This window comes from Bacillus sp. FSL M8-0071, assembly GCF_037975455.1.
Classification (GTDB): domain Bacteria; phylum Bacillota; class Bacilli; order Bacillales; family Bacillaceae; genus Bacillus; species Bacillus subtilis.
This window is the reverse complement of sequence record NZ_CP150256.1, coordinates 3,128,625-3,150,610: the sequence shown is the minus strand read 5'-3', so window position 1 is coordinate 3,150,610 and position 21,986 is coordinate 3,128,625. Positions and strand designations below refer to the sequence as shown.

Below are 21,986 nucleotides of genomic sequence, written 5' to 3'. Positions count from 1 at the left end.
AAGGGGGTTCGCCATTTGAGTCTATTATGGGTTTTTTACCAAAATAACGTTCAAAAATTAAATCTGTCTAACCTCCCGTCGTCTCATCCGGTGACCATAGGGCCTGATGTGAAGGATTCTGTTACGATCAGCTCCATTCCATTTAATAGCGGAGTGATTTCTCTTAAAAGAAAGGAATCCGGCGGCCAATACGAAGTTTTCCTGGGAAATGATTGTCTCGGCACGATTGAGGCGGATATATCATTTACTCTCCAAACGGATCAGCAGGATATACGCTTGATATTGACGGGCAGTGAACCTGAGAAATCCGTTTATTTTACGGGAAACCGGGATGAAATTGTATGTTCCTCAGAAAAAACGAATGCAGATATTTATCTGAATCCGCAAGACTTTGCATTTGCAGAACAAAGCACGTTTTCTTTGCTTCGTTCAGGCGGCAGCTGGTCGGTCCGCCCTGAAAACGGGTCTATCTTCTTGAACGGAGAGAAAATCAACGTCAATACGCCGCTTAAGCCGGGGGACGAAATATTCTGGAACTTCACGCAAATGAGGGTGACGGAACAAGACCTGTTAGAAATTGTTCATTATGCCCAGTTTGAAACAGCGTTAACAGAAACGGTCAAACCGAGTACAGAGATGCAGAAAAAATATCCGCAGTACAGAAGAACGCCGCGGATGGTATACGATCTGCCGGATGACCGCGTTTCTTTCAGTTTTCCCTCTCAGGAGAGCGATCAAACCAACAGAGGGCTGTGGCTCGTCATCCTGCCTCCGCTTGTGATGCTGATCGTGATGGGCGTAGTTGCCATCATCCAGCCGCGCGGCATATTTATACTCGTTTCTTTGGCGATGTTTATGATGACTCTCATTACCTCGACAGTGCAATATTTCCGGGATAAAAACCAGCGGAAAAAACGCGAGGAAAAACGGGAGCGTGTATATAAGCTTTACTTAGACAATAAGCGGAAAGAGCTTCAGGCACTTGCTGAAAAACAAAAGCAGGTTCTTGAATTTCACTTTCCTTCATTTGAACAAATGAAATACTTAACAAGTGAAATCAGTGACCGGATCTGGGAAAAATCCCTTGAAAGCAAGGATTATCTCCAGCTGCGGCTTGGGACGGGAACAGTTCCGTCAAGCTATGAAATCAATATGAGCGGCGGAGACTTGGCTAATCGTGATATCGATGATCTCATGGAGAAATCGCAGCACATGCAGCGCGTCTATAAAGATATCCGCAATGCGCCGGTGACGGTCGATTTGGCAGAAGGTCCGATGGGGCTTGTCGGTAAATCGCAAATTGTGAAAAATGAGATTCACCAGCTGATCGGACAGCTGTCGTTCTTTAACAGCTATCACGATTTGCGTTTTGTATTTATTTTTCATGAAGATGAGTATAAAGACTGGGAGTGGATGAAGTGGCTTCCGCAATTTCAAATGCCCCATATTTATGCAAAGGGATTTATTTATAATGAGCAAACGCGAGATCAGCTCCTGTCTTCACTTTACGAATTGATCAGAGAGCGTGATCTCGAAGATGACAAAGAAAAACTGCAGTTCAAACCGCATTTTGTATTTGTCATCACGAATCAGCAGCTGATCTCCGAGCATGTCATTCTCGAATATTTAGAAGGACAGCATGAGCATCTGGGCATCTCGACAATTGTCGCTGCGGAAACAAAGGAAAGCTTGTCGGAAAACATTACAACTCTTGTCCGCTACATCAATGAGCATGAAGGCGACATTTTAATACAAAAGAAAAAAGCGGTAAGAATTCCGTTCCGTCTCGATCATCATCAGCGTGAGGACAACGAACGGTTCTCACGCACACTGCGGACGCTGAACCACCAGGTCGGCATTACGAATTCCATTCCGGAAACGGTATCGTTCCTGGAGCTTTTTCATGCGAAGGAAGTAAAAGAAATCGGCATTCAGCAAAGATGGCTGACAAGTGAATCGTCGAAGTCGCTGTCAGTGCCGATCGGCTATAAAGGGAAAGATGACATTGTGTATCTGAACCTTCACGAAAAAGCACACGGTCCGCACGGCTTGCTTGCGGGGACAACGGGATCAGGGAAAAGTGAATTTCTCCAGACCTACATCTTGTCACTTGCAGTGCATTTTCATCCGCATGAAGCGGCTTTCTTACTAATTGACTATAAAGGCGGAGGAATGGCGCAGCCGTTCCGCAACATTCCCCACCTCCTCGGCACGATCACAAATATTGAAGGAAGCAAAAACTTCAGTATGCGTGCGCTTGCTTCCATTAAAAGCGAGCTGAAAAAAAGGCAGCGCCTGTTTGACCAGTATCAAGTCAATCACATCAATGACTATACAAAGCTGTACAAGCAAGGGAAAGCAGAAGTGGCGATGCCTCACTTGTTCTTAATCTCTGATGAGTTTGCCGAGCTGAAAAGCGAGGAGCCTGATTTTATCAGGGAGCTTGTCAGTGCCGCGCGTATCGGACGAAGCCTCGGAGTTCATTTGATTTTGGCGACACAGAAGCCAGGCGGCATCATCGACGACCAGATCTGGAGTAACTCGCGCTTTAAAGTAGCGCTCAAGGTCCAGGATGCCACCGACAGTAAAGAAATTTTGAAAAACAGCGATGCCGCAAACATTACCGTAACAGGCCGCGGCTATTTGCAGGTCGGAAACAATGAAGTGTATGAGCTGTTCCAATCTGCATGGAGCGGGGCGCCTTACTTAGAGGAAGTCTACGGTACCGAGGATGAAATCGCGATCGTTACAGATACGGGTCTGATCCCGCTTTCTGAGGTTGATACCGAAGATAACGCGAAAAAAGACGTTCAAACCGAAATCGAAGCTGTAGTTGACGAAATTGAACGCATCCAAGATGAAATGGGAATCGAGAAGCTGCCAAGCCCTTGGCTTCCGCCGCTTGCGGAACGTATTCCGCGCACTCTTTTCCCTTCAAACGAAAAAGACCATTTCCACTTTGCGTATGTCGATGAACCTGATCTGCAAAGACAAGCGCCAATTGCTTATAAGATGATGGAAGATGGAAATATCGGCATCTTCGGCTCTTCGGGCTACGGAAAATCGATTGCAGCCACAACGTTCCTGATGAGTTTTGCGGACGTATACACACCTGAAGAGCTTCATGTCTATATCTTTGATTTCGGTAACGGAACGCTGCTGCCATTAGCGAAGCTCCCGCATACCGCGGATTACTTCCTGATGGACCAGTCAAGAAAAATTGAAAAGTTCATGATTCGCATCAAAGAAGAAATTGACCGCCGTAAACGTTTGTTCCGGGAAAAAGAAATCAGCCACATCAAAATGTACAATGCGCTGAGCGAAGAAGAGCTTCCGTTCATTTTTATCACCATTGACAACTTTGACATTGTCAAGGATGAGATGCATGAGCTTGAATCGGAATTTGTCCAGCTTTCCAGAGACGGACAAAGCTTGGGTATCTACTTTATGCTGACAGCAACGAGGGTGAATGCTGTCCGCCAGTCATTGTTAAATAACTTGAAAACAAAGGTTGTCCATTATCTCATGGATCAATCAGAAGGATATTCCATTTACGGCCGTCCGAAATTCAATCTTGAGCCGATTCCGGGACGCGTCATCATTCAAAAGGAAGAGCTTTATTTCGCGCAAATGTTCCTGCCTGTTGACGCCGATGATGATATCGGCATGTTCAACGAGCTGAAATCAGACGTACAGAAACTTCAAGGGCGATTTGCTTCAAATAAGCAGCCGGCACCGATTCCGATGCTGCCTGAGAGCCTGACAACGAGAGAATTTTCTCTCCGCTTCAAGCTGGAACGCAAGCCTTTATCTGTACCGATCGGGCTTCATGAAGAAACAGTCAGCCCAGTCTATTTTGATTTAGGCAAGCATAAGCACTGCCTGATTTTAGGCCAGACTCAGCGCGGGAAAACAAACGTCTTAAAAGTCATGCTCGAACATCTGATTGATGATGAAACTGAAATGATCGGCCTGTTTGACTCGATTGACCGCGGCTTATCTCATTATGCGAAGGAATCAGATGTTTCATATTTGGAAACGAAAGAAGATATTGAGCAGTGGATTGAAACAGCAGAAGACATTTTCAAAACTAGAGAGGCCATGTATGTGGAAGCCGTCCGCCAAGGAGACGCGCAAAATCTGCGATTCTCACAAGTGGTGCTGATGATTGACGGGATAACGAGATTCCAGCAGACGATTGATACGAGAATACAAGATCGTCTCGCTAACTTCATGAAATCATACGCTCATCTTGGCTTCAGTTTTATCCCGGGTGGTAACCACAGCGAATTCTCAAAAGGCTATGACTCCTTGACGACTGAGATGAAGCAAATCCGCCACGCGATTCTGCTGATGAAAAAGTCTGAGCAAAATGTCATTCCTCTCCCGTACCAAAGACAGGAGCCGGAGATTCAGCCGGGCTTCGGATATGTTGTGGAAAACGGGAAGGAGCAAAAAGTTCAAATTCCTTTATGTTCTGCTGAAAGGGAGAGTGCTAGATGACAGAACAACGAAAAAGCTTGATCAAGTTAATATCCGCCGTCATCATCATTTTGCTGCTGCCGGTGTTGTTTTTCCGATTTATCGGAGACGATCCGACGAAAAAAGCAGTCAATTCCACCCGGCAAATCGCGGTGGTGAATGAAGACACAGGCGTATTGAGTGATGAGGTAAAGTCTGATGAAGAGGACAAATCCGCCCAGTTCGGCAAGGAAGTAGCGGCTGTTCTGGGTGAACGTCCTGATTATTCGTGGACGGTCGTAAACCGAAGCGCGGCCGAGACCGGTCTCGCTTCAAAGAAATATGATGCGATCGTCTACATTCCCTCAGACTTCTCAAAAAACATTTTGAGCTATGACAAAGACCATCCTCAAAAAGCAACGCTCGAATTCAGCATTCAAGATAACCTGAATGCGGTTAACAAAGAAAAAGTTCAGCGGGAGCTTGAGGATGCCCAAAAGACAATGAACAAAAAAATGTCGGCCTTATACTGGAACTTTGTTTCGCAAAAAGTGGACAACATCAGAGGAGAATTTGACAAGATCGTCAATAAAGAATCTGAATTCCAGAATGTCATGTACAACTTTTACAAACCAAGCTCTAATGATTTAGCAGGTGAAATCAAACAGCAAAAAGACTTAATCGATGAGCTGAAGAAATCAATGAATGAAGCGCAAGGCACGACAAAAGAAAAAGCTTCTACGGCGGAGGAAGCCAAAAACACGCTGAAAGAATTCATTGATACAGTTGAAAGGTACAAAGAATATCAAGAGAATCAGAAAAAGCTGCTTTTGGCAGCCCAGGATTCAACACAGCAGCAAATCCGGACAGGTCTGGATGCCATCCAGGCACAGCAAAAGGCGAATCAGTTCAGCGAACGCATGAGCGGGTTGGCAACCGGGATCGGCCAAGCGAAGACACAGCTCGGACAAACCAGTAATGTGCTGGCAAACGCCCAGGAAATTAGGGAAGGGCAAGTGTCCCAGCAGGAACTTGGCATGGCAAAAATCCAAAGTAATTTAATCGAACAATATCAGGCCGCATCAAGACAGGCTGCACTAAATCAGGTGTACCAATTGCTTGTCCCGGCACGTCAGGCATTGACAGTTGCGAAAGGGGACGACCCAGTCATAGACGATGGTTCTGACAACAATGATAAAGATAAAGACCCTAAAGAAGAAGATCCTGAAGAACTCAAAATTGATCTTGAAAAACAGCGTGAAGAACTGAAAAATATCGCTGCTGATATTCAGGATATTTCAGACAATCTGAAGGAGCCTGAAAAAGAGGACCCAACACCGGAGGACCCGGGTACTGAACCAGACGATCCGTCCACTGATAATCCAGAAAAACCTGATGACGGGGGCAGTACAAAGCCCGATGATACACAGGGCGACACAGGGAACGACAATAACAGCAGTGATACCGGTAATGACGGACAAACGGACGGCAGTACTCAGGATCAAGACCAGCAGAAGGGAACAGACGGTCAGGAGCAGAACGGCGATGCGTCAGACAGCGGAAAAACTGAAACGGGCACATCTGCCGAACAGACTGCTTCATCTGACTCAGCCCTTCAATTTATCAAGCTGGCAAATGAAGACGGTACCGGAGATTCAGGAGATACCGGCAGCGGCGGAGATACGACGGAGCCTGGGGACCAAGATCAACCAGGAAACGGCGGCATTTCTGATATCGCCAAAGCAAAGGAACAGCTCAGCAAAGCGTCTGAGCGAATCAAGCAAATTGAAGAAGAGCTCAAAGAAAAAGAAACTGCCCATAATGAAGAGCTGAAAAAGAAGTTAGAGGAAATAAAAGTACAAATGGAAGGTCTTAATGATGAAATTGAAGACCTGAAAGACAAAGTGAAAAAGCTCGAAGGTAAGCTTGAAAATCTCGAAGCGAAACGGAAGCGGGAGTTTGAAGGGATTTACAGTGCGATTCGCGAGCTTGAAAATAAAGATCAGCTTCAATTTTCAGGAGAAATCAATACAGAAAGCATCTCCGCTTTAATGAGATACTATAAATATTTGTCTGTTTATGACTCTGTATTATCCGGTACGATTGACAGTGCTGCAAAAGCCGGCGCTATTGACGGCCAGCAGGGCAACGTCAAATCAGTCCTGGCTCTCACACCTGAAGAATCAGCCAGCTGGGAAGCTCTCAAAAACAACACGATGCAAACAGATGAGGATATTAACAGCTTCATCGACGGCATGACCAAATTTGCGGACGACTACAGCGGCTATATCCGTGACTCTCAAGCAGGTGTTCTCGACGAACTGACGAAAATCTCTGAAAGTGCCGCAAAAGCGTCAGAACAGCTTGTAACGGGCGCAACACAGGAATCTGCGACGTTCAGCAACGATGGGCTGTCTGGCACCATGGCACTGAGTGTCCAAGATACGGTCGGCCAGGAAGTGCTGCAAATGTCAGACATGATGGGTTCATTGTCTGATCGCCAGTCAGGCATCATTGATTACACAACCAACATGCAGCAAAGCGTCAATGATGTTCAAGCGAAAGCCGACACCTTAAACAACAACTGGGGGAAAAATGTCGCCTCCACGAAACTCGTGCGAAATGACGTATACGGCATACTCGGAAATACATTAGTAGACGGGCAAAACAATGGCTATGTATATGATTACTTAGCGAATCCGCTTAAAATCAGCGGAGAGGTTCCGGAAGAAAAAATTCAGACGGTACCTCCGGTTGTCATCCTTGTCATTGTGTTGATCAGCAGTCTGTTAATCGGCTATTTCAGCTCGTATTACCAAAACGCACCGCTTCTCGTCAAAGGAGCGTTATTCGGAATTCTGAATATCCTTGTCGGACTTATGATCAGCTTGTTCGGTTTGAATATTTATTCACTGCCGGACGATCAGACGATTAAGTGGTCGGTGTTTACGATTCTATTGCTGGTCGCAAGCTCTGCCTTCATCCGGACGGCATTCAGATTCGGATCAATCCCTGGCTGGGTTGCTTCAGCGGCAATGATCCTATTCTATGTCGCACCGCTTATTGATTTGATCATGCCGAACTTTACATTTGAAGATCCGGTTTCGAAAGTATATATCGACATCCAGTACGGTACTGGGCACTTGTTTACAATGGGAATAACAGTTCTGCTGATCATTACGGTGATTGCCGCGGCTCTGCCGCTGATTATCCGGCTGATGGCTGAACACACAGCAGAAAGCGATGAAACGTATGAAGCGTGATCGCAGCATGGAAAAGGGGATCATGATTTGTATGCTCTCCTTTTCCCTTTTCATACCCTCTGCAGCTGCTGCCCAAACTGAAGAAAATACAGATGTCGCGCCAAACCAGTATGAGAAAAAAGACATTGAAATCGATACGAATTATTTGCATGAAGATACCTACTATGAAGAAAAAACAGAACTGCCTGAGGAACAGAAGGATATCACTTTTGATAAACCGAAGGACAAGGATGCCGAGCTGATAAAAGATTTGTTTACATCAACAAATGCCGAGGATTCCAACACGATTGCGGCCCAGTCGAAACAGCTTGGAATTACATTTGCAGAAAAACCAATAACAAAGACATCATCAACGGAAACAGAAGATGAACAAGAAACATCATCATTGCTGCTGCCGATGATCTATGTCGTACTGATCCTGTTCGGAATTGCAGGCATCGTGTTCCTCATCCCAAAAGTCACAGCGCAGGAAAACAAGAAGGTATAGGCCGCGTGCTTGTGTTGTGTAAAAGAGGTGCCGTACAATAATAACGGAAAAGGAGGTTTCCAATGGAACTTTATATCATCACCGGAGCGTCAAAAGGGCTGGGTCAAGCCATTGCATTACAGGCTTTAGAAAAGGGGCATGAAGTCCATGCCTTATCCAGAACGAAAACGGATGTCTCTCATGAAAAACTAACGCAGCATCAAATAGACCTCATCAATCTCGAAGAAGCTGAACAGCAATTTGAAACATTGCTCTCATCCATCGATCCAGATCGTTATTCTGGTATTACCCTTATTAATAACGCCGGAATGGTAACGCCGATCAAACGTGCCGGCGAAGCGTCTCTTGACGAGCTTCAGCGCCATTATCAGCTGAACCTGACTGCGCCCGTGCTTTTGAGTCAGCTGTTTACAAAACGGTTTGCTTCATACAGCGGCAAAAAGACGGTTGTCAACATTACTTCAGGAGCCGCCAAAAATCCATATAAGGGATGGAGCGCGTATTGCAGTTCAAAAGCCGGGCTCGACATGTTTACGAGGACATTCGGATTTGAACAGGAGGATGAAGAGCTTCCGGTGAACATGATTTCGTTCTCACCTGGAGTGATGGACACTGAGATGCAGGCCGTCATCCGTTCTTCATCGAAAAAGGATTTCCACCACATTGAACGATTCCGGAAATTAAATGAAACAGGAAGCCTTCGCAGTCCGGACTTTATTGCCGGCACGCTGCTTTCTTTACTAGAAAAAGGGACGGAAAACGGCCGCATTTATGATATTAAAGAGTTTTTGTAGAGCAGATATTTTCTGCTCTTTTTTTATACAAAAGGCTACAGCCAGCGCATTTTATTGAACAGCCGCATATACTGACTGAAACGTTGCTTTTAGGGTATAACAATGATGATAAGAAGATCAAAATGATATGACATAAGAATTGAGTTTCTCTGCAAATTATGTTAGGATTCTAAAAATATCTAAAGGAGGGGTTTCCATGAGAAAGGTTACATTAATGGATGTTTTCACCCATCCAATTGCACAAAAATATCTTCAGCGTTCCGGCGTGGCACATGCGATTGCCTGCGCTTATCATGCATACAGGCTGTCTGTGAAGGCTGACATTAATCCTGATTTAGCAGCAAAAGCGGCACTGCTTCATGACATCGGCCATTATGAATGGTATACAGACGGAAAGTGGGATTATGAGAAATACAAAAGAAATGACATTCATGCCATTAAAGGGGCGGAACGGGCGCATAAACTTCTGATTCGGCTTGGCGAGGAACCGAAAGCAGCAAAAGAGATTGCACTAGCCATTTTGCTTCATACAGATTCCTATTTGCCTGAAGGCGAATTAGATAAAAACACACTGCAGCAGATTGTCAAAAAAGCGGACGAACTGGATGAAGAGCCGGGCGGCCACCATCATTACCGCCAAATTGATCCTTCAACCGCACGAAAAAAAATAGAAAAGCTGGACCAATTAATCGACCAAGCCCAGGCATCCGTGATAAAGCCTGTATAAGTACGGAACAGCGCCAGCTTTCTTCGCTGTCTCCGCTTCATCGATACTTCCTTTACACCAGCTTCCAAACGTATTCTCCTAAAATCTCCGCACCCCTTTGTTTTATCAGGTAAGCCTGTGTCATTATCCATAAGCGCGGCATAAGCTGAGATAAAACACACAAAGGGGATAAAAGTATGGTCAACCAAGGTAGTCCGCAACTGGTCTCTTTAGTCGATCCTTATGTCTATCAGACCATTAAAAAGCTCATCGGCTCAAGGTTCGTTATACAGACAGTACGAGATACGGTCAGAGGCAGACTGATCGATGTAAAACCTGACCATATCACAATTGAAGGAGCCCGAAATTCTGTTTGTTTGATCAGAATCCAGCACATGATTTCCGTCACCCCAGATTACAGTGAGCGGGTCTAACAGTGCTTGCGCATGAAAAATAGGCGTACAACAGGACGTCCTATTTTTCAGTTAAGCGCTGTAAAAATGCACTATGATTCATTGTTCCGTCAAGGTCAAAACCGGCAAATTCCTGATCGTCACCATCTGAAAAACAGAAAGTGACGCCGTACACCGTATAGCAGGAACGGATTGAAGCATGCTGACGGACACGAAAATGATAACCGTCTGAATCTTTTACATACAGCCGGGATTTCCCGGTAAATGGGGCACAGAGGTGTGCTGGCTCACCAAAACCTTCGAATCCGGCAATTTTGCCGTCTTGGTCGATATCCAGCAGGAGACAATCATTGACCTTAAGCTCCTCAGACCGCTTATTCCTGTTCTTTTCCGGAGGATGAACATAGATATAAGCCAGTTCTGGATCTGTATCGTATGTCACGGCCTTCATCACCAACACTCCTTTCATTATATTAAGAGTTCTGATATGGGTTCATTTTTGTTACAATGATGGGGTATAAGTTCTTTTATCTGACAGACAAAGAAAAACTAGGAGGAACAAAGCTTGTTGAAATCAAAAGTCCATTTTTGGACATTGCAGATTTTATTTGTTTTGCTGATTATTTATGTAGCAACAAAAGTTTCATTTGTATTTCAGCCGTTTATTGTTTTTATCTCGACATTGTTTTTCCCGATGCTGATTGCGGGAATTTTGTATTTCATATTTAATCCGGTGGTCCGCCTGCTTGAGAAAAAAATTCCGCGGACATTATCCATTCTATTGATCTATTTACTGTTTATCGGTTTGCTTGCCTTTATTTCAGCGTCAGTCGGACCTATCATCACCTCACAGGTGACAGGGCTGTTTAACAACCTTCCTGATTATATAAAACAGATTCAGGCGCTGACAAATGATTTGTCCCATTCTCAATGGTTTACCTGGATGATGAACCAGGATTATGTATCGATATCAAAAATTGAACAGTCATTGACAAGTTTTCTCCAAAACCTGCCGCAAAATATCACGTCCAGTTTATCTGCGGTGTTTGGTGTCGTGACAAACATCACGCTTGTTATTATTACTGTTCCATTTATCCTTTTTTACATGCTGAAAGACGGACACCGCTTTCCACATTTGGCAGTAAAAATTCTACCGGCTTCTTATCGGACAGAAGGCTTAAAGATTTTTAAAGATTTATCCGATACGCTTGCGGCATATTTCCAGGGGCAGCTGTTAATCTGTCTTTTTGTCGGAACAGCGTGTTTTATCGGCTATTTAATTGCCGGACTGCCGTATGCCCTGATTCTTGGGATTGTCATGGCGATTACCAATATCATTCCCTATGTCGGGCCTTTTCTCGGTGCCGCGCCGGCTGTCATTGTCGGTTTTATGGACTCGCCGGCCAAAGCGCTGTTTGCGATTATTGTGGTCGTCATCGTTCAGCAGCTGGACGGAAACCTGCTGTCTCCTCTTGTGATCGGAAAGCGGCTGAATACCCATCCGCTTACGATTATTTTGCTATTAATCGGAGCGGGAAGCTTCGGCGGAATTCTCGGCATGATTTTAGCGGTGCCGGTTTATGCGGTAGTGAAGGCGTTCTTCCTGAATATTGTCCGCTTGATCAAGCTGCGCCAGCGGTCACGACTCGAGGAAAACGCAAAGCCAGCTGAATAGGCGGGCACCATTATCGGCTCCTTGCATATGATGCTGTAAATCAATGCGGAGGTGGGGAAATGCCTGCAATTGTGGGGCCGATTTATATCATGTCAGTTACGGGTAATGCCGCGGCAAGCTTTGGAGACGTATTTGCGATTTCGCCCAAAAGCGTCGCTCATTCAGGGGCGGGGTCAGGCACATTTCAGCTTGGTGATTTTGTGAAGATTAACAACCAAACGAGTAAAACTCTCTTCAAAGATGCCGATATCACTGATGAAACAGTTTCGTTTAACGGGTAACAGCCTTTTCACAAGAGGCTGTTGCTTTTTTATTGTATAATATGGGTAGTCTTTAAATAGAGAGGTCATGTTATGAAAATCAGAAAAGCAAATATCAATACGCAAACCGGAATGATCACGGACGTGTATCTGCATGAAAACAGAAAAGAACTGCGCACGCTTGTAGCGGTACCGCAGCTGGAGTGGAGCACGATCATTTCCTATGAAGAAGATAAAGCAACTCTGCCTGAACGGCTGGAAGCGTCGTTGCGCCGGCATACAGAGGAAACCCCTGCTGGTGAGCTGGCCAAAAAAATCATTCATTGGGTAACAGAAATGTAAACGGCGCTTGAAAGTTTAGCTCCTGCCTGATCAGGTGATAATGAAGACAAACAAGACGGGAGGACAGGCTTTTGAGTGAAGATAAAATGGATCTCTATTTGCAGCAAGGAATGTATGGGCCTTTGGAGACAAAGCCTGACGAGCGCCATTTGTTTTTAGGCTCTTTAAGAGAAAGAGTCGTTTTGGCACTGACGAAAGGACAGGTGCTTAGAAGCAAACCGTATAAAGAGGCGGAGCACGAGCTGAAAAACAGCCATAACGTCACCCTTTTGATTAATGGAGAGCTTCAATACCAGTCTTACTCTCCTTATATCCAAATGGCGAACCGGTACGGAGTGCCCTTCAAGATTGTATCTGATCTTCAGTTTCATACGCCTTTAGGCATCGTCATTGCGGCTGACATCGCTGTGAATCGTGAATTGATATATATTCAGGACGACATTTATAATCGGTCAGTGCTGAAATCGTAAGAGACAAACGGACCGTTTGTCTTTTTGTTCATGGCAATTCACTTACAACTGGAGATAAGATATAATGTTCTCATACTGATGGCGGGGAGGCCGGCTATGAAAAAAGCACTTATTTGTATTGATTATACGAATGATTTTGTGGCGAGTGACGGAAAATTGACCTGCGGGGAGCCCGGCAGAATGATTGAAGAGGCGATCGTCAATTTAACTGAAGAATTCATCACAAACGGTGATTACGTCGTATTAGCAGTAGATTCTCATGATGAAGGGGATCAATATCACCCTGAAACCCGTCTTTTTCCTCCGCATAATATAAAAGGCACGGAAGGAAAAGATCTGTACGGAAAGCTTTTGCCTCTATATCAGAAACATGAACATGAGCCTAATGTTTACTACATGGAAAAAACGAGATATTCTGCTTTTGCGGGAACTGATTTAGAGCTCAAACTCAGAGAGCGGCAGATTGGCGAACTGCACCTTGCCGGTGTCTGCACAGATATTTGTGTGTTGCATACAGCTGTTGACGCATATAACAAAGGTTTTCGGATTGTTGTGCATAAACAAGCTGTTGCCAGCTTTAATCAGGAGGGGCACGCATGGGCTCTTTCCCATTTTGCAAACAGCATCGGAGCGCAAGTGGCAGAGTAAGGAAGGGGAAAAACAGTGTTAGAGTACGGATTTAAAGATGACAGCCTGTCATTACATACAGACCTTTATCAGATCAATATGGCGGAAACGTACTGGAGAGACGGCATTCATGAAAAGAAAGCGATTTTTGAGCTGTTTTTCAGAAGGCTTCCGTTTGAAAATGGCTATGCCGTATTTGCGGGCTTGGAAAAAGCCATTGAATACTTGGAAAATTTCAAGTTTACGGATAGCGATTTGAGTTATTTACAGGATGAACTCGGGTATCATGAAGATTTTATTGAATATTTGCGCGGCTTATCTTTTACAGGTTCACTTTACTCCATGAAAGAAGGAGAGCTCGTTTTTAACAATGAGCCGATTATGAGGGTGGAGGCACCCCTGGTAGAAGCGCAGCTGATTGAAACAGCTTTGCTCAACATTGTGAACTATCAAACATTAATCGCAACAAAGGCTGCCCGGATTAAAGGCGTCATTGGTGATGAAGTTGCGCTTGAATTCGGAACAAGACGGGCGCACGAAATGGATGCGGCCATGTGGGGAGCGAGAGCAGCCTTAATCGGCGGCTTTAGCGCGACAAGCAATGTAAGAGCCGGAAAGCGCTTTAATATCCCGGTTTCCGGCACACATGCGCATGCGCTTGTGCAGGCTTACCGCGATGAATATACAGCTTTCAAAAAATACGCGGAAACACATAAGGATTGCGTCTTCTTAGTTGACACGTATGACACGCTTCGTTCAGGCATGCCGAACGCGATTAGGGTTGCCAAGGAATTCGGCGACCGCATTAATTTCATTGGCATCCGTCTGGACAGCGGCGATTTGGCGTACCTGTCAAAAAAAGCCCGGAAAATGCTTGATGAAGCAGGATTTACAGATGCGAAGGTGATTGCTTCAAGCGATTTGGATGAGCACACCATTATGAATTTAAAGGCTCAGGGAGCGCGCATTGATGTCTGGGGTGTCGGTACGAAGCTGATCACTGCCTATGACCAGCCGGCTCTCGGCGCAGTTTATAAACTCGTTGCCATTGAAGAAGACGGGAAAATGGTCGACACGATCAAAATTTCGTCCAATCCTGAAAAAGTGACGACACCGGGCAGAAAGAAAGTCTACCGCATTATTAATCAGTCCAACCATCATTCTGAAGGCGACTATATTGCGCTTTATGATGAGCAGGTGAATGATCAGAAGCGGCTCAGAATGTTCCACCCGGTTCATACATTCATCAGCAAATTTGTCACGAATTTTTATGCGAAGGATCTTCATGAGCTGATTTTTGAGAAGGGTATTCTTTGCTACCAAAATCCTGAGATTTCAGACATACAGCAGTATGTGCAGGATAACCTCAGCCTGCTTTGGGAGGAATATAAGAGAATCAGCAAGCCGGAGGAATACCCGGTTGATTTAAGCGAGGACTGCTGGAGCAATAAAATGCAGCGGATCCACGAAGTGAAAAGCAGAATTGAAGAAGAGCTTGAGGAAGAATAAAGAAAAACTGGCCTTTCATTTGCGAAGGGCCAGTTTTCTTTATGTATATATTATTTTTCATGTTTAGACAATTTTCGTCAAATTATTTGATATACTTAGGGGTGAAAGCCGCGCGTATTGTAAGGGGGATAAATCAATGAGGGTGTTTGTTGCAAGACAGCCTATTTTTAATAGAAAAGAACAGGTTGTTGCTTATGAACTTCTGTATAGAGAAAGCGAAGAGAACGTGTATAGCGCTAAAGACGGCGATCAGGCAACAACAGATTTGGTGATCAACAGCTTTTTAAACATCGGAATTGAGAAGCTGACGGAAGGGAAACGCTGTTTTGTTAATTTTACGGAAAGCCTGATGTTTTCGAATCTTCCCACCTCCTTCAATCCGAAACAGCTTGTCATTGAAATCCTTGAAGATATACCGATCACGCCGGCCCTCATTTCTAGATGCAAAGAATTGAAAAAAATGGGGTATATGCTGGCGCTTGATGATTTTTATGCAATAAACCTGCAAGATGAGGACTTACTGGAAAAACTCATGAGCTATATTGATATATTGAAAATTGATTTTCTCAAAACAACACGAATGGAACGCAGAAAAATTTTGCAAACCTACGGCTGCCGCGGCCTGATTTTTTTAGCGGAAAAAGTAGAGACCCGAAAAGAATATAAACAGGCGGTCCAAGACGGCTTTCAATTATTCCAAGGCTACTTTTTCAGCGAGCCGCGCATCATCAGCGGGCATGACCTATCGACTCATTTCTATTCTTACTATGAACTGCTTAACGAACTGAGCAAAGAGCAGCCTAACATAAAGCGTGTGACAGAGTACATAGAGCGGGATTTATCACTGTCCTATCAGATTTTAAAATTTTTAAACTCATCCCACAGCCGTTTGAGCCAGAAAATTGAAAGCATTCAACAGGCCATTATGCTGCTGGGATTTAATGAAATCAAACGGTGGATATATATTCTTTCCTTTAAGGATTTAAGCAGGAAAGGGCATTCCAGCAAGCACGAAATCATTAAGATTTCTTTGATAAGAGCAAAGCTTTGCGAACTGCTGGCGAGAAAGACATCCCGTCCGCAGCCTGCTTCTTATATGTTGATCGGAATGTTTTCTCTCATAGACACCCTCCTGCATAGAGAAATAGAGGAAATTGTTCAAGAATTGCCTTTAAAAGATGAAGTCGGGCAAGCATTATTAGGCCATCAAAACGACTACTACCAAATGCTTGAGCTTGTGAAATTAATTGAAAGCAACAACTGGGACACTTGCTCAGAATTAGGCAATCAACTGGACAAAGAAGAAGCGTATGAATGTTATTTAGAGGCTCTGGAATGGTGTCATAATCTTATGGACGCAAAATGATTGCGGTCCTCTGACCACCGCAAAGCAAGAATCATTCGGCTTTGCGTTCCGATAAGGCTGATATAGATGCCGTCGGGATTAAAGACCGTATCCACTTCATGCCGGACGCCCATTTGTTTGATCAGGCGCCTTATAGTTTGTTTATCAGACTGTTCGGCTGCGGTCAGAATGCGGCGCGAGAGCTCCCGCGAGCCCGCAATGCGGCCGAGAACGAGCTGGGCATCCGCAAATATCCCTGCGGCCTGCCTCGCTGAACGGATAAAGGTATCAATATTGTTGGCAGGAGCGGGCGGGCGGCGTATATCATACGGATACACGTAAAACCAGGGATAACGATATCTCATGGGAGCACCTCACAAAAAAGGGATGTTTCTATATGTATAGATCCCTAATTGCCGAATATGACAAAGCGAAAAGGCCACAACTTTAGCGTTGCGGTCTTTTTCGGTGTTTGTCGGTCAGGAAACGCCAAGAATCGCATATTCAATTTTGAAAATACGATATGAAGGACTATAGTCTTACTTAGTAAAAATGCGAAACACGTTAAAATCAAGGGAATTAAGAATCTTTCTCAATTTGAGCATATATAAACGCTCTTTCGCATAGAAAGATAGTCCCGTTCTTGTTGTGATTCCTTTGAGTATAAGGACCTATTGAGATTTGCGGTGTCACGCAGGACTTTTTTGTATACTTTTCGGTGAAAAATAAGCCGAAAGCAGATACACTATTAGTAACAGATCAAATACCTAGGACTCGTTCACCATACACAATTCATTGATCTTTCAAAAAAAGGAGTGTGGAAACGATGGAAAAGAAACTTGAAGAAGTAAAACAATTGTTATTCCGACTCGAACTTGATATTAAAGAAACGACAGATTCATTACGAAACATTAACAAAAGCATTGATCAACTCGATAAATACAATTATGCAATGAAAATTTCGTGAAAAAGACTTGGAAACAAGTCTTTTTTTTCGTTCTACCGATACAATAAATGGATAAAGTATTATATGATTGTTAAAAAACGAAAAACCTGCTGTCCTTTAAATGTCCCATTTAGTAAAATGGAATGGGAGGGGGGAAGTCGTTATTGAGCAGATATGTTTAGATTCTGGCCGGATCAAGGAGAAAATGAAGGAGATTGTAAGCCAAAAAATAATGAATCAGGACTTGGAACGATATCTTCAGAATTTTATTGAGTCTAAGGATACGTTTGAGTTTGCCGATTTGGCTCTTCATCATTATTTAGCTTTTAACGGTCAGGACCAAAAAGCAATCGAATTGCTAGCTGCCGGAATTGAATTGCTTATACTCTCATTCGATATTTATGATGACTTAGAGGATCAAGATAATGGAAGTGCTGTCTGGATGAAGATTGACTCGTCAATCGCTTTAAATGCAGTTACAGCTCTTTACACCCTAAGTATACAAGTGATGTGTCAAGCTAGTCATGAACCAGAATTTTCACAAGAGATATTGAATTTTGCGTTACAATCAATTCAAGGCCAGCATGATGATATTGTGAATGCGCCGCAAACTGAAGAAGCCTGTCTTGAAATGATCAAAAATAAATCAGGAGCACTAACGGCATTGCCCTGTGTAATGGGAGTAATGTTGGCAACAGGCAAATACCATCCCATCGTGGCTTCTTATTCTTATGAACTTGGGATTATTTCACAGATCGATAATGATTATAAAGGTTTGTTTTACTTAAATAACGATTTTGTTCAGAAAAAAAATACATTGGCATACTTATACTTAAAGAAACAATTTAACGATGCTTCAGCGGAGCTACTAAGTTTATATCAAAAACCAGAGGAATTTGTTTCTATTAATACTAAGGCTTTGAAGCGAAAATTGACAGAAGCAGGCGTCATACAATATTTACTGGTGATGAAACATTTATCTCTCCAAAAAATAAAAAATGAAATGTCACAATTAAAACTAGGAGAAGATAAAACTGAAAAATTATTGTCTGTTATGATTAAATAAGGAGGGGATTTATTATGCAAGAAATGGTAGGATACTTAATTAAATACCCAAATGTTTTAAGGGAAGTAATGGAAGGGAATGCTTGTTTATTGGGTGTTGATAAAGATCAATCTGAATGTATCATAAATGGTTTTAAAGGGTTAGAAATTTATTCAATGATGGATTGGCACTATTGAGGGTTAAATGAAGTCTAGAACCAATAAAATTTCTGTATTGTTAGTTGTAATAAGTCTGTTATATGTTATTTATTTGACCTATATAAGCAATAATAATTTGTTAGTTGGAGCAACTGTTTCGAAAGGGAAGAACGGAGACGTTGTAATTACCAATGTAGATGAATATTCAATGGCATCATACAGCGGAATAGAAAAAGGGGATATCGTAAAGCGTATTAATAATCAAAAGATAAACACTAAAGAAATAAAAATGAATAAGCTTAAAAATGTGAGCTCAATGGTTGTTGAGAGAAATGGCAAGGATGTTGAGCTAAAGCTGACTTTATTTAATGATAAAAATTTTTCTACTTACTTAATACCGTTAATGTTTTATATTGTTTGTTTATTTTGTTGCCTATTTATAATAAAAATAAATGAATCAAAGGATTTACCATCTGCTTTAGTTTTAATTATATTTCTGTTATCAGCTTCTATTGCTTATATAAGCGCAGGAGTTTCTGTTAAAGGCGATATACTATGCAGATGTATTATGGTGGTAACATTAATATCTGTACCGCTAAACTACCTTCTCTTTCTTTATCATTATTTTAGAGAGTTAGGCACTACCTTATTTGATAAAAAAGTTTTCATTTTATATTTGGTACCGATCATAAATGTAGTGTGTGAAATGTTCCGTTCACACCTTTTCTTTCGTGATTATGTGCCTAAATTAAGTTTACTATCCTTTTTCTTTTTATTTATCATAGTAGGGATATACTTCTGTATCATTTTAATTAAAAATAAAGATACTGAACAAGCGCATATTATTAAGGTTCTCACTATTATTAATATCTTTTCTTTCTCACCTTTTTTGTGTTTATATTTGATACCTTATGTCTTTTTAAATGCGCACTATGTTTCATCCTTTTTAGCAGCTTCATTTATGATGCTAATACCTTTCTCCTTAGTATTTCAATTCATGACAAATAAAATCTATAATGTAGATTTTATTTTAAGCAGATTAAGGTACTATGGCTTTTTAGCTCTAACGCCAACAATTATTCTAATCTCTACAATTGAATTAATTAGTAGTCCTGATAGTGATTTTTATAGTGTTAAACTAACCTTTTTAATTTATATTATCATGTTGGCGGTCTTTTATTATAAAGAAGTACTTGATTTCAGATTTAGATTAAAAAGGGTCTCGGAAAAATTCAATTATCAAGACAGTATATATAAATTCACGCAGATGATAAGAGACTCTACTTCCCTGTCTCAAGTATTTGAAGAACTGAAAAATACTATACTTGAGGTTTCTCTTGTTAGCCGAGCACATGTATATGAAGTTTCAGCTGACGGAAATATTAAACTATATGATGATGAGAACGTAAATTCATTTGAAAAAGTCTATGAAAAAGAATTTAGAAAAGTAACATCCGAAATAGGTAAAATCGTTGAATTTAATAAAGGCTTTGTCATGAAAATAGGTGAACGCGGTGGTAAATCATTTGTGATCCTTTGTTTATCTAAAATGAATACGCCTCGTCTCACACTCGAAGAACTTTCTTGGCTGAAAACTTTGGCTTTTTATACAAACGTATCGATCGAAAACGTCATGAAAATCGAAGAACTGATGAGTCATTTAGAAGAAATAAAACAACAAGAATCCAACCCCGTATGGCTCAAAAAACTCATGTACACGATCGAAGAAAAACAACGCTCGGATCTCGCCCGCGATCTCCACGATTCGGTTCTTCAGGATTTGATTTCCTTAAAACGCCAGTGTGAGCTGTTTTTGGGTGATTTTAAGAAGGGTGATAATCCGTGCCGTGAAGAGGTGCAGGACAAGCTTGTACAGATGAATGAGCAGATGTCTGATGTGATTTCGATGACGAGGGAGACGTGTCATGAGCTGCGGCCGCAGCTTCTGTATGATCTTGGGCTGGTCAAGGCGCTGTCGAAGCTGGTGGCGCAGCAGCAGGAGCGGGTTCCGTTTCATATCCGTTTAAATACCGGAAGATTTACGGCTTCCCTTGATCTGGATTCGCAGCTGAATTTGTACCGGATCATTCAAGAGTTTCTGTCTAATGCGGTCAAGCACTCTCAGGCGACGGATGTGCTGATTATGCTCATCAGTATTCAAAACAAAATCGTTCTTCATTATGAGGACGATGGCGTTGGGTTTGATCAGGAAAAGAATACTGAGCATTCCATGAGCATGGGGCTTTCTGGCATTAAGGAGAGAGTCAGGGCTTTAGATGGGCGCCTTCGGATTGAAACAAGTGAAGGAAAGGGCTTTAAGGCTGATATTGAAATCGAATTGTAATGGATTTATAACGGAAACGACTTGGCACAGGCCAAGTCTTTTTTATAAAATGGAAAAGAGTGAGTAAAAGGGAGGAAAACATGAAAAAGATACTAGTGATTGATGACCATCCGGCTGTCATGGAAGGCACCAAGACAATTTTGGAAACGGATTCGAATTTGTCTGTTGATTGTCTCAGTCCTGAACCGAGCGAACAGTTTATCAAGCAGCATGATTTCTCGTCATATGATCTCATTTTAATGGATCTGAATCTAGGCGGCGAGGTCAATGGGATGGAGCTTTCTAAACAGATTTTACAAGAGAATCCTCATTGTAAAATTATCGTGTATACCGGTTATGAGGTCGAGGATTATTTCGAGGAAGCGATTCGTGCGGGTCTGCACGGTGCCATCAGCAAAACGGAATCTAAAGAAAAGATCACCCAATACATATACCACGTACTCAACGGAGAAATTTTAGTCGATTTTGCTTACTTTAAACAGCTGATGACTCAGCAAAAAACAAAGCCGGCTCCTTCCTCTCAAAAAGAACAAGATGTGCTCACACCTAGAGAATGCCTGATTCTTCAAGAAGTTGAAAAGGGATTTACAAACCAAGAAATCGCAGATGCCCTTCATTTAAGCAAGCGGTCCATTGAATACAGCTTGACATCGATTTTCAATAAGCTGAATGTCGGTTCACGGACGGAAGCGGTTTTGATTGCGAAATCAGACGGTGTACTTTAAATGTTGGGGGTGTAGATGATGGATACGAAACACACATTGCTTGAAGCGCTTGGTATAGAGATTGTTGAAAACACAGCGGAACGATGCGTTGCGGTCATGCCGGTGGATCATCGGACGGTTCAGCCGTTCGGATATTTGCATGGGGGCGCTTCAGTGGCCCTGGCGGAAACAGCGGCGAGCGCAGGTGCACAGAACCTGATTGATCATTCAACACAGGCTTGTGTCGGTTTGGAGATTAACGCCAACCATTTAAAATCTGTAAAGGAAGGAACGGTAAAGGCGGTAGCCGAGCCCGTTCATATCGGCAGAACGACGATTGTCTATCATATTCACATATATGACGAGCAAGAGAGGCTGATCTGTATATCCAGATGCACGCTGGCTGTCATCAAGAAATAAAAAAACAGCCGGAACTC

General features: G+C 42.8%; 21 protein-coding genes and 1 pseudogene. 19 read left to right on the top strand and 3 right to left on the bottom strand.

Translation table 11 applies throughout. The features are described 5' to 3' along the window. Positions 1 to 15 precede the first annotated feature (15 nt). From essC to MKX71_RS16365, 6 genes are all read left to right on the top strand, one after another. Positions 16 to 4,503, top strand: a complete 4,488-nt coding sequence (gene essC, locus MKX71_RS16390) for a type VII secretion protein EssC (protein ID WP_277736672.1) — start codon at positions 16 to 18, stop codon at positions 4,501 to 4,503. Next, positions 4,500 to 7,724: a type VII secretion protein EsaA gene (gene esaA / locus MKX71_RS16385; RefSeq protein WP_181217406.1), complete on the top strand. Its 3,225-nt coding sequence runs from the start codon at positions 4,500 to 4,502 to the stop codon at positions 7,722 to 7,724. Before essC ends, esaA begins: the two co-directional genes overlap by 4 nt. Before the next feature lie 31 nt (positions 7,725 to 7,755). After that, positions 7,756 to 8,211, top strand: coding sequence for a type VII secretion protein EssA (gene essA, locus MKX71_RS16380; protein ID WP_167408510.1), 456 nt, complete (start codon positions 7,756 to 7,758; stop codon positions 8,209 to 8,211). A gap of 62 nt (positions 8,212 to 8,273) precedes the next feature. Further along, positions 8,274 to 9,005: a (S)-benzoin forming benzil reductase gene (locus MKX71_RS16375; protein WP_167408412.1), complete on the top strand. Its 732-nt coding sequence runs from the start codon at positions 8,274 to 8,276 to the stop codon at positions 9,003 to 9,005. A 196-nt stretch (positions 9,006 to 9,201) separates the two neighbouring features. Then, the gene (locus tag MKX71_RS16370; RefSeq protein ID WP_003244444.1) at positions 9,202 to 9,732 is read left to right on the top strand and encodes an HD domain-containing protein; all 531 of its coding nucleotides are present in this window, start codon (positions 9,202 to 9,204) and stop codon (positions 9,730 to 9,732) included. A 176-nt stretch (positions 9,733 to 9,908) separates the two neighbouring features. Next, complete coding sequence (locus MKX71_RS16365; protein ID WP_003220677.1) at positions 9,909 to 10,145, top strand: YuzF family protein; 237 nt, start codon at positions 9,909 to 9,911, stop codon at positions 10,143 to 10,145. Positions 10,146 to 10,185: 40 nt separating this feature from the next. Here the strand turns inward: MKX71_RS16365 and MKX71_RS16360 are convergent, their stop codons facing one another. After that, positions 10,186 to 10,575: a DUF2283 domain-containing protein gene (locus tag MKX71_RS16360; protein ID WP_317680364.1), complete on the bottom strand. Its 390-nt coding sequence runs from the start codon at positions 10,573 to 10,575 to the stop codon at positions 10,186 to 10,188. A 114-nt stretch (positions 10,576 to 10,689) separates the two neighbouring features. Between MKX71_RS16360 and MKX71_RS16355 the strand changes: the two genes are divergently transcribed. From MKX71_RS16355 to pdeH, 7 genes are all read left to right on the top strand, one after another. Then, a complete protein-coding gene (locus MKX71_RS16355) occupies positions 10,690 to 11,799 on the top strand; it encodes an AI-2E family transporter (protein WP_339231318.1) in 1,110 nt (369 codons plus the stop codon). Between the two features lie 59 nt (positions 11,800 to 11,858). Then, entirely contained in the window at positions 11,859 to 12,080 is a 222-nt protein-coding gene (locus tag MKX71_RS16350) for a spore germination protein (protein ID WP_014477839.1), read from the top strand. A 72-nt stretch (positions 12,081 to 12,152) separates the two neighbouring features. Next, on the top strand, positions 12,153 to 12,401 hold the full coding sequence (locus MKX71_RS16345) for a YueH family protein (RefSeq protein WP_003228783.1): 249 nt from the start codon (positions 12,153 to 12,155) through the stop codon (positions 12,399 to 12,401). A 71-nt stretch (positions 12,402 to 12,472) separates the two neighbouring features. Then, positions 12,473 to 12,871, top strand: coding sequence for a YueI family protein (locus MKX71_RS16340; protein ID WP_015251331.1), 399 nt, complete (start codon positions 12,473 to 12,475; stop codon positions 12,869 to 12,871). A 96-nt stretch (positions 12,872 to 12,967) separates the two neighbouring features. Beyond that, positions 12,968 to 13,519 (top strand): isochorismatase family cysteine hydrolase, encoded by a 552-nt coding sequence (locus MKX71_RS16335; RefSeq protein WP_014477836.1) that lies wholly within the window; start codon positions 12,968 to 12,970, stop codon positions 13,517 to 13,519. A 15-nt stretch (positions 13,520 to 13,534) separates the two neighbouring features. Further along, a complete protein-coding gene (locus MKX71_RS16330; RefSeq protein WP_003228788.1) occupies positions 13,535 to 15,007 on the top strand; it encodes a nicotinate phosphoribosyltransferase in 1,473 nt (490 codons plus the stop codon). A gap of 136 nt (positions 15,008 to 15,143) precedes the next feature. Further along, positions 15,144 to 16,373 carry an EAL and HDOD domain-containing protein gene (gene pdeH, locus MKX71_RS16325; protein WP_212129295.1) on the top strand — a complete coding sequence of 410 codons (1,230 nt, stop codon included), beginning with the start codon at positions 15,144 to 15,146 and terminating at the stop codon, positions 16,371 to 16,373. Here pdeH and MKX71_RS16320 read toward each other — a convergent pair. Both MKX71_RS16320 and MKX71_RS16315 read right to left on the bottom strand, forming a co-directional pair. Continuing rightward, positions 16,349 to 16,717, bottom strand: coding sequence for a hypothetical protein (locus MKX71_RS16320; RefSeq protein ID WP_212129296.1), 369 nt, complete (start codon positions 16,715 to 16,717; stop codon positions 16,349 to 16,351). The genes pdeH and MKX71_RS16320 overlap by 25 nt on opposite strands. Positions 16,718 to 16,894: 177 nt before the next feature. Beyond that, positions 16,895 to 16,957 (bottom strand): annotated as a pseudogene (locus MKX71_RS16315) (hypothetical protein); the annotation flags it as partial. Positions 16,958 to 17,178: 221 nt separating this feature from the next. Here MKX71_RS16315 and degQ point away from each other — a divergent pair. From degQ to MKX71_RS16285, 6 genes are all read left to right on the top strand, one after another. Continuing rightward, positions 17,179 to 17,319, top strand: a complete 141-nt coding sequence (gene degQ, locus MKX71_RS16310) for a degradation enzyme regulation protein DegQ (protein ID WP_003220708.1) — start codon at positions 17,179 to 17,181, stop codon at positions 17,317 to 17,319. 184 nt (positions 17,320 to 17,503) lie between these two features. Then, entirely contained in the window at positions 17,504 to 18,364 is an 861-nt protein-coding gene (locus MKX71_RS16305) for a polyprenyl synthetase family protein (protein WP_174222604.1), read from the top strand. 14 nt (positions 18,365 to 18,378) lie between these two features. Further along, positions 18,379 to 18,540, top strand: coding sequence for a competence pheromone ComX (gene comX, locus MKX71_RS16300; protein ID WP_003241045.1), 162 nt, complete (start codon positions 18,379 to 18,381; stop codon positions 18,538 to 18,540). A 7-nt stretch (positions 18,541 to 18,547) separates the two neighbouring features. Further along, positions 18,548 to 20,845 (top strand): histidine kinase, encoded by a 2,298-nt coding sequence (locus tag MKX71_RS16295; RefSeq protein WP_130572792.1) that lies wholly within the window; start codon positions 18,548 to 18,550, stop codon positions 20,843 to 20,845. Between the two features lie 80 nt (positions 20,846 to 20,925). After that, positions 20,926 to 21,570 carry a two-component system response regulator ComA gene (gene comA, locus MKX71_RS16290; protein ID WP_003220716.1) on the top strand — a complete coding sequence of 215 codons (645 nt, stop codon included), beginning with the start codon at positions 20,926 to 20,928 and terminating at the stop codon, positions 21,568 to 21,570. A gap of 18 nt (positions 21,571 to 21,588) precedes the next feature. Then, a complete protein-coding gene (locus MKX71_RS16285) occupies positions 21,589 to 21,969 on the top strand; it encodes a hotdog fold thioesterase (protein WP_014477831.1) in 381 nt (126 codons plus the stop codon). The last annotated feature ends 17 nt before the right edge of the window (positions 21,970 to 21,986 follow it).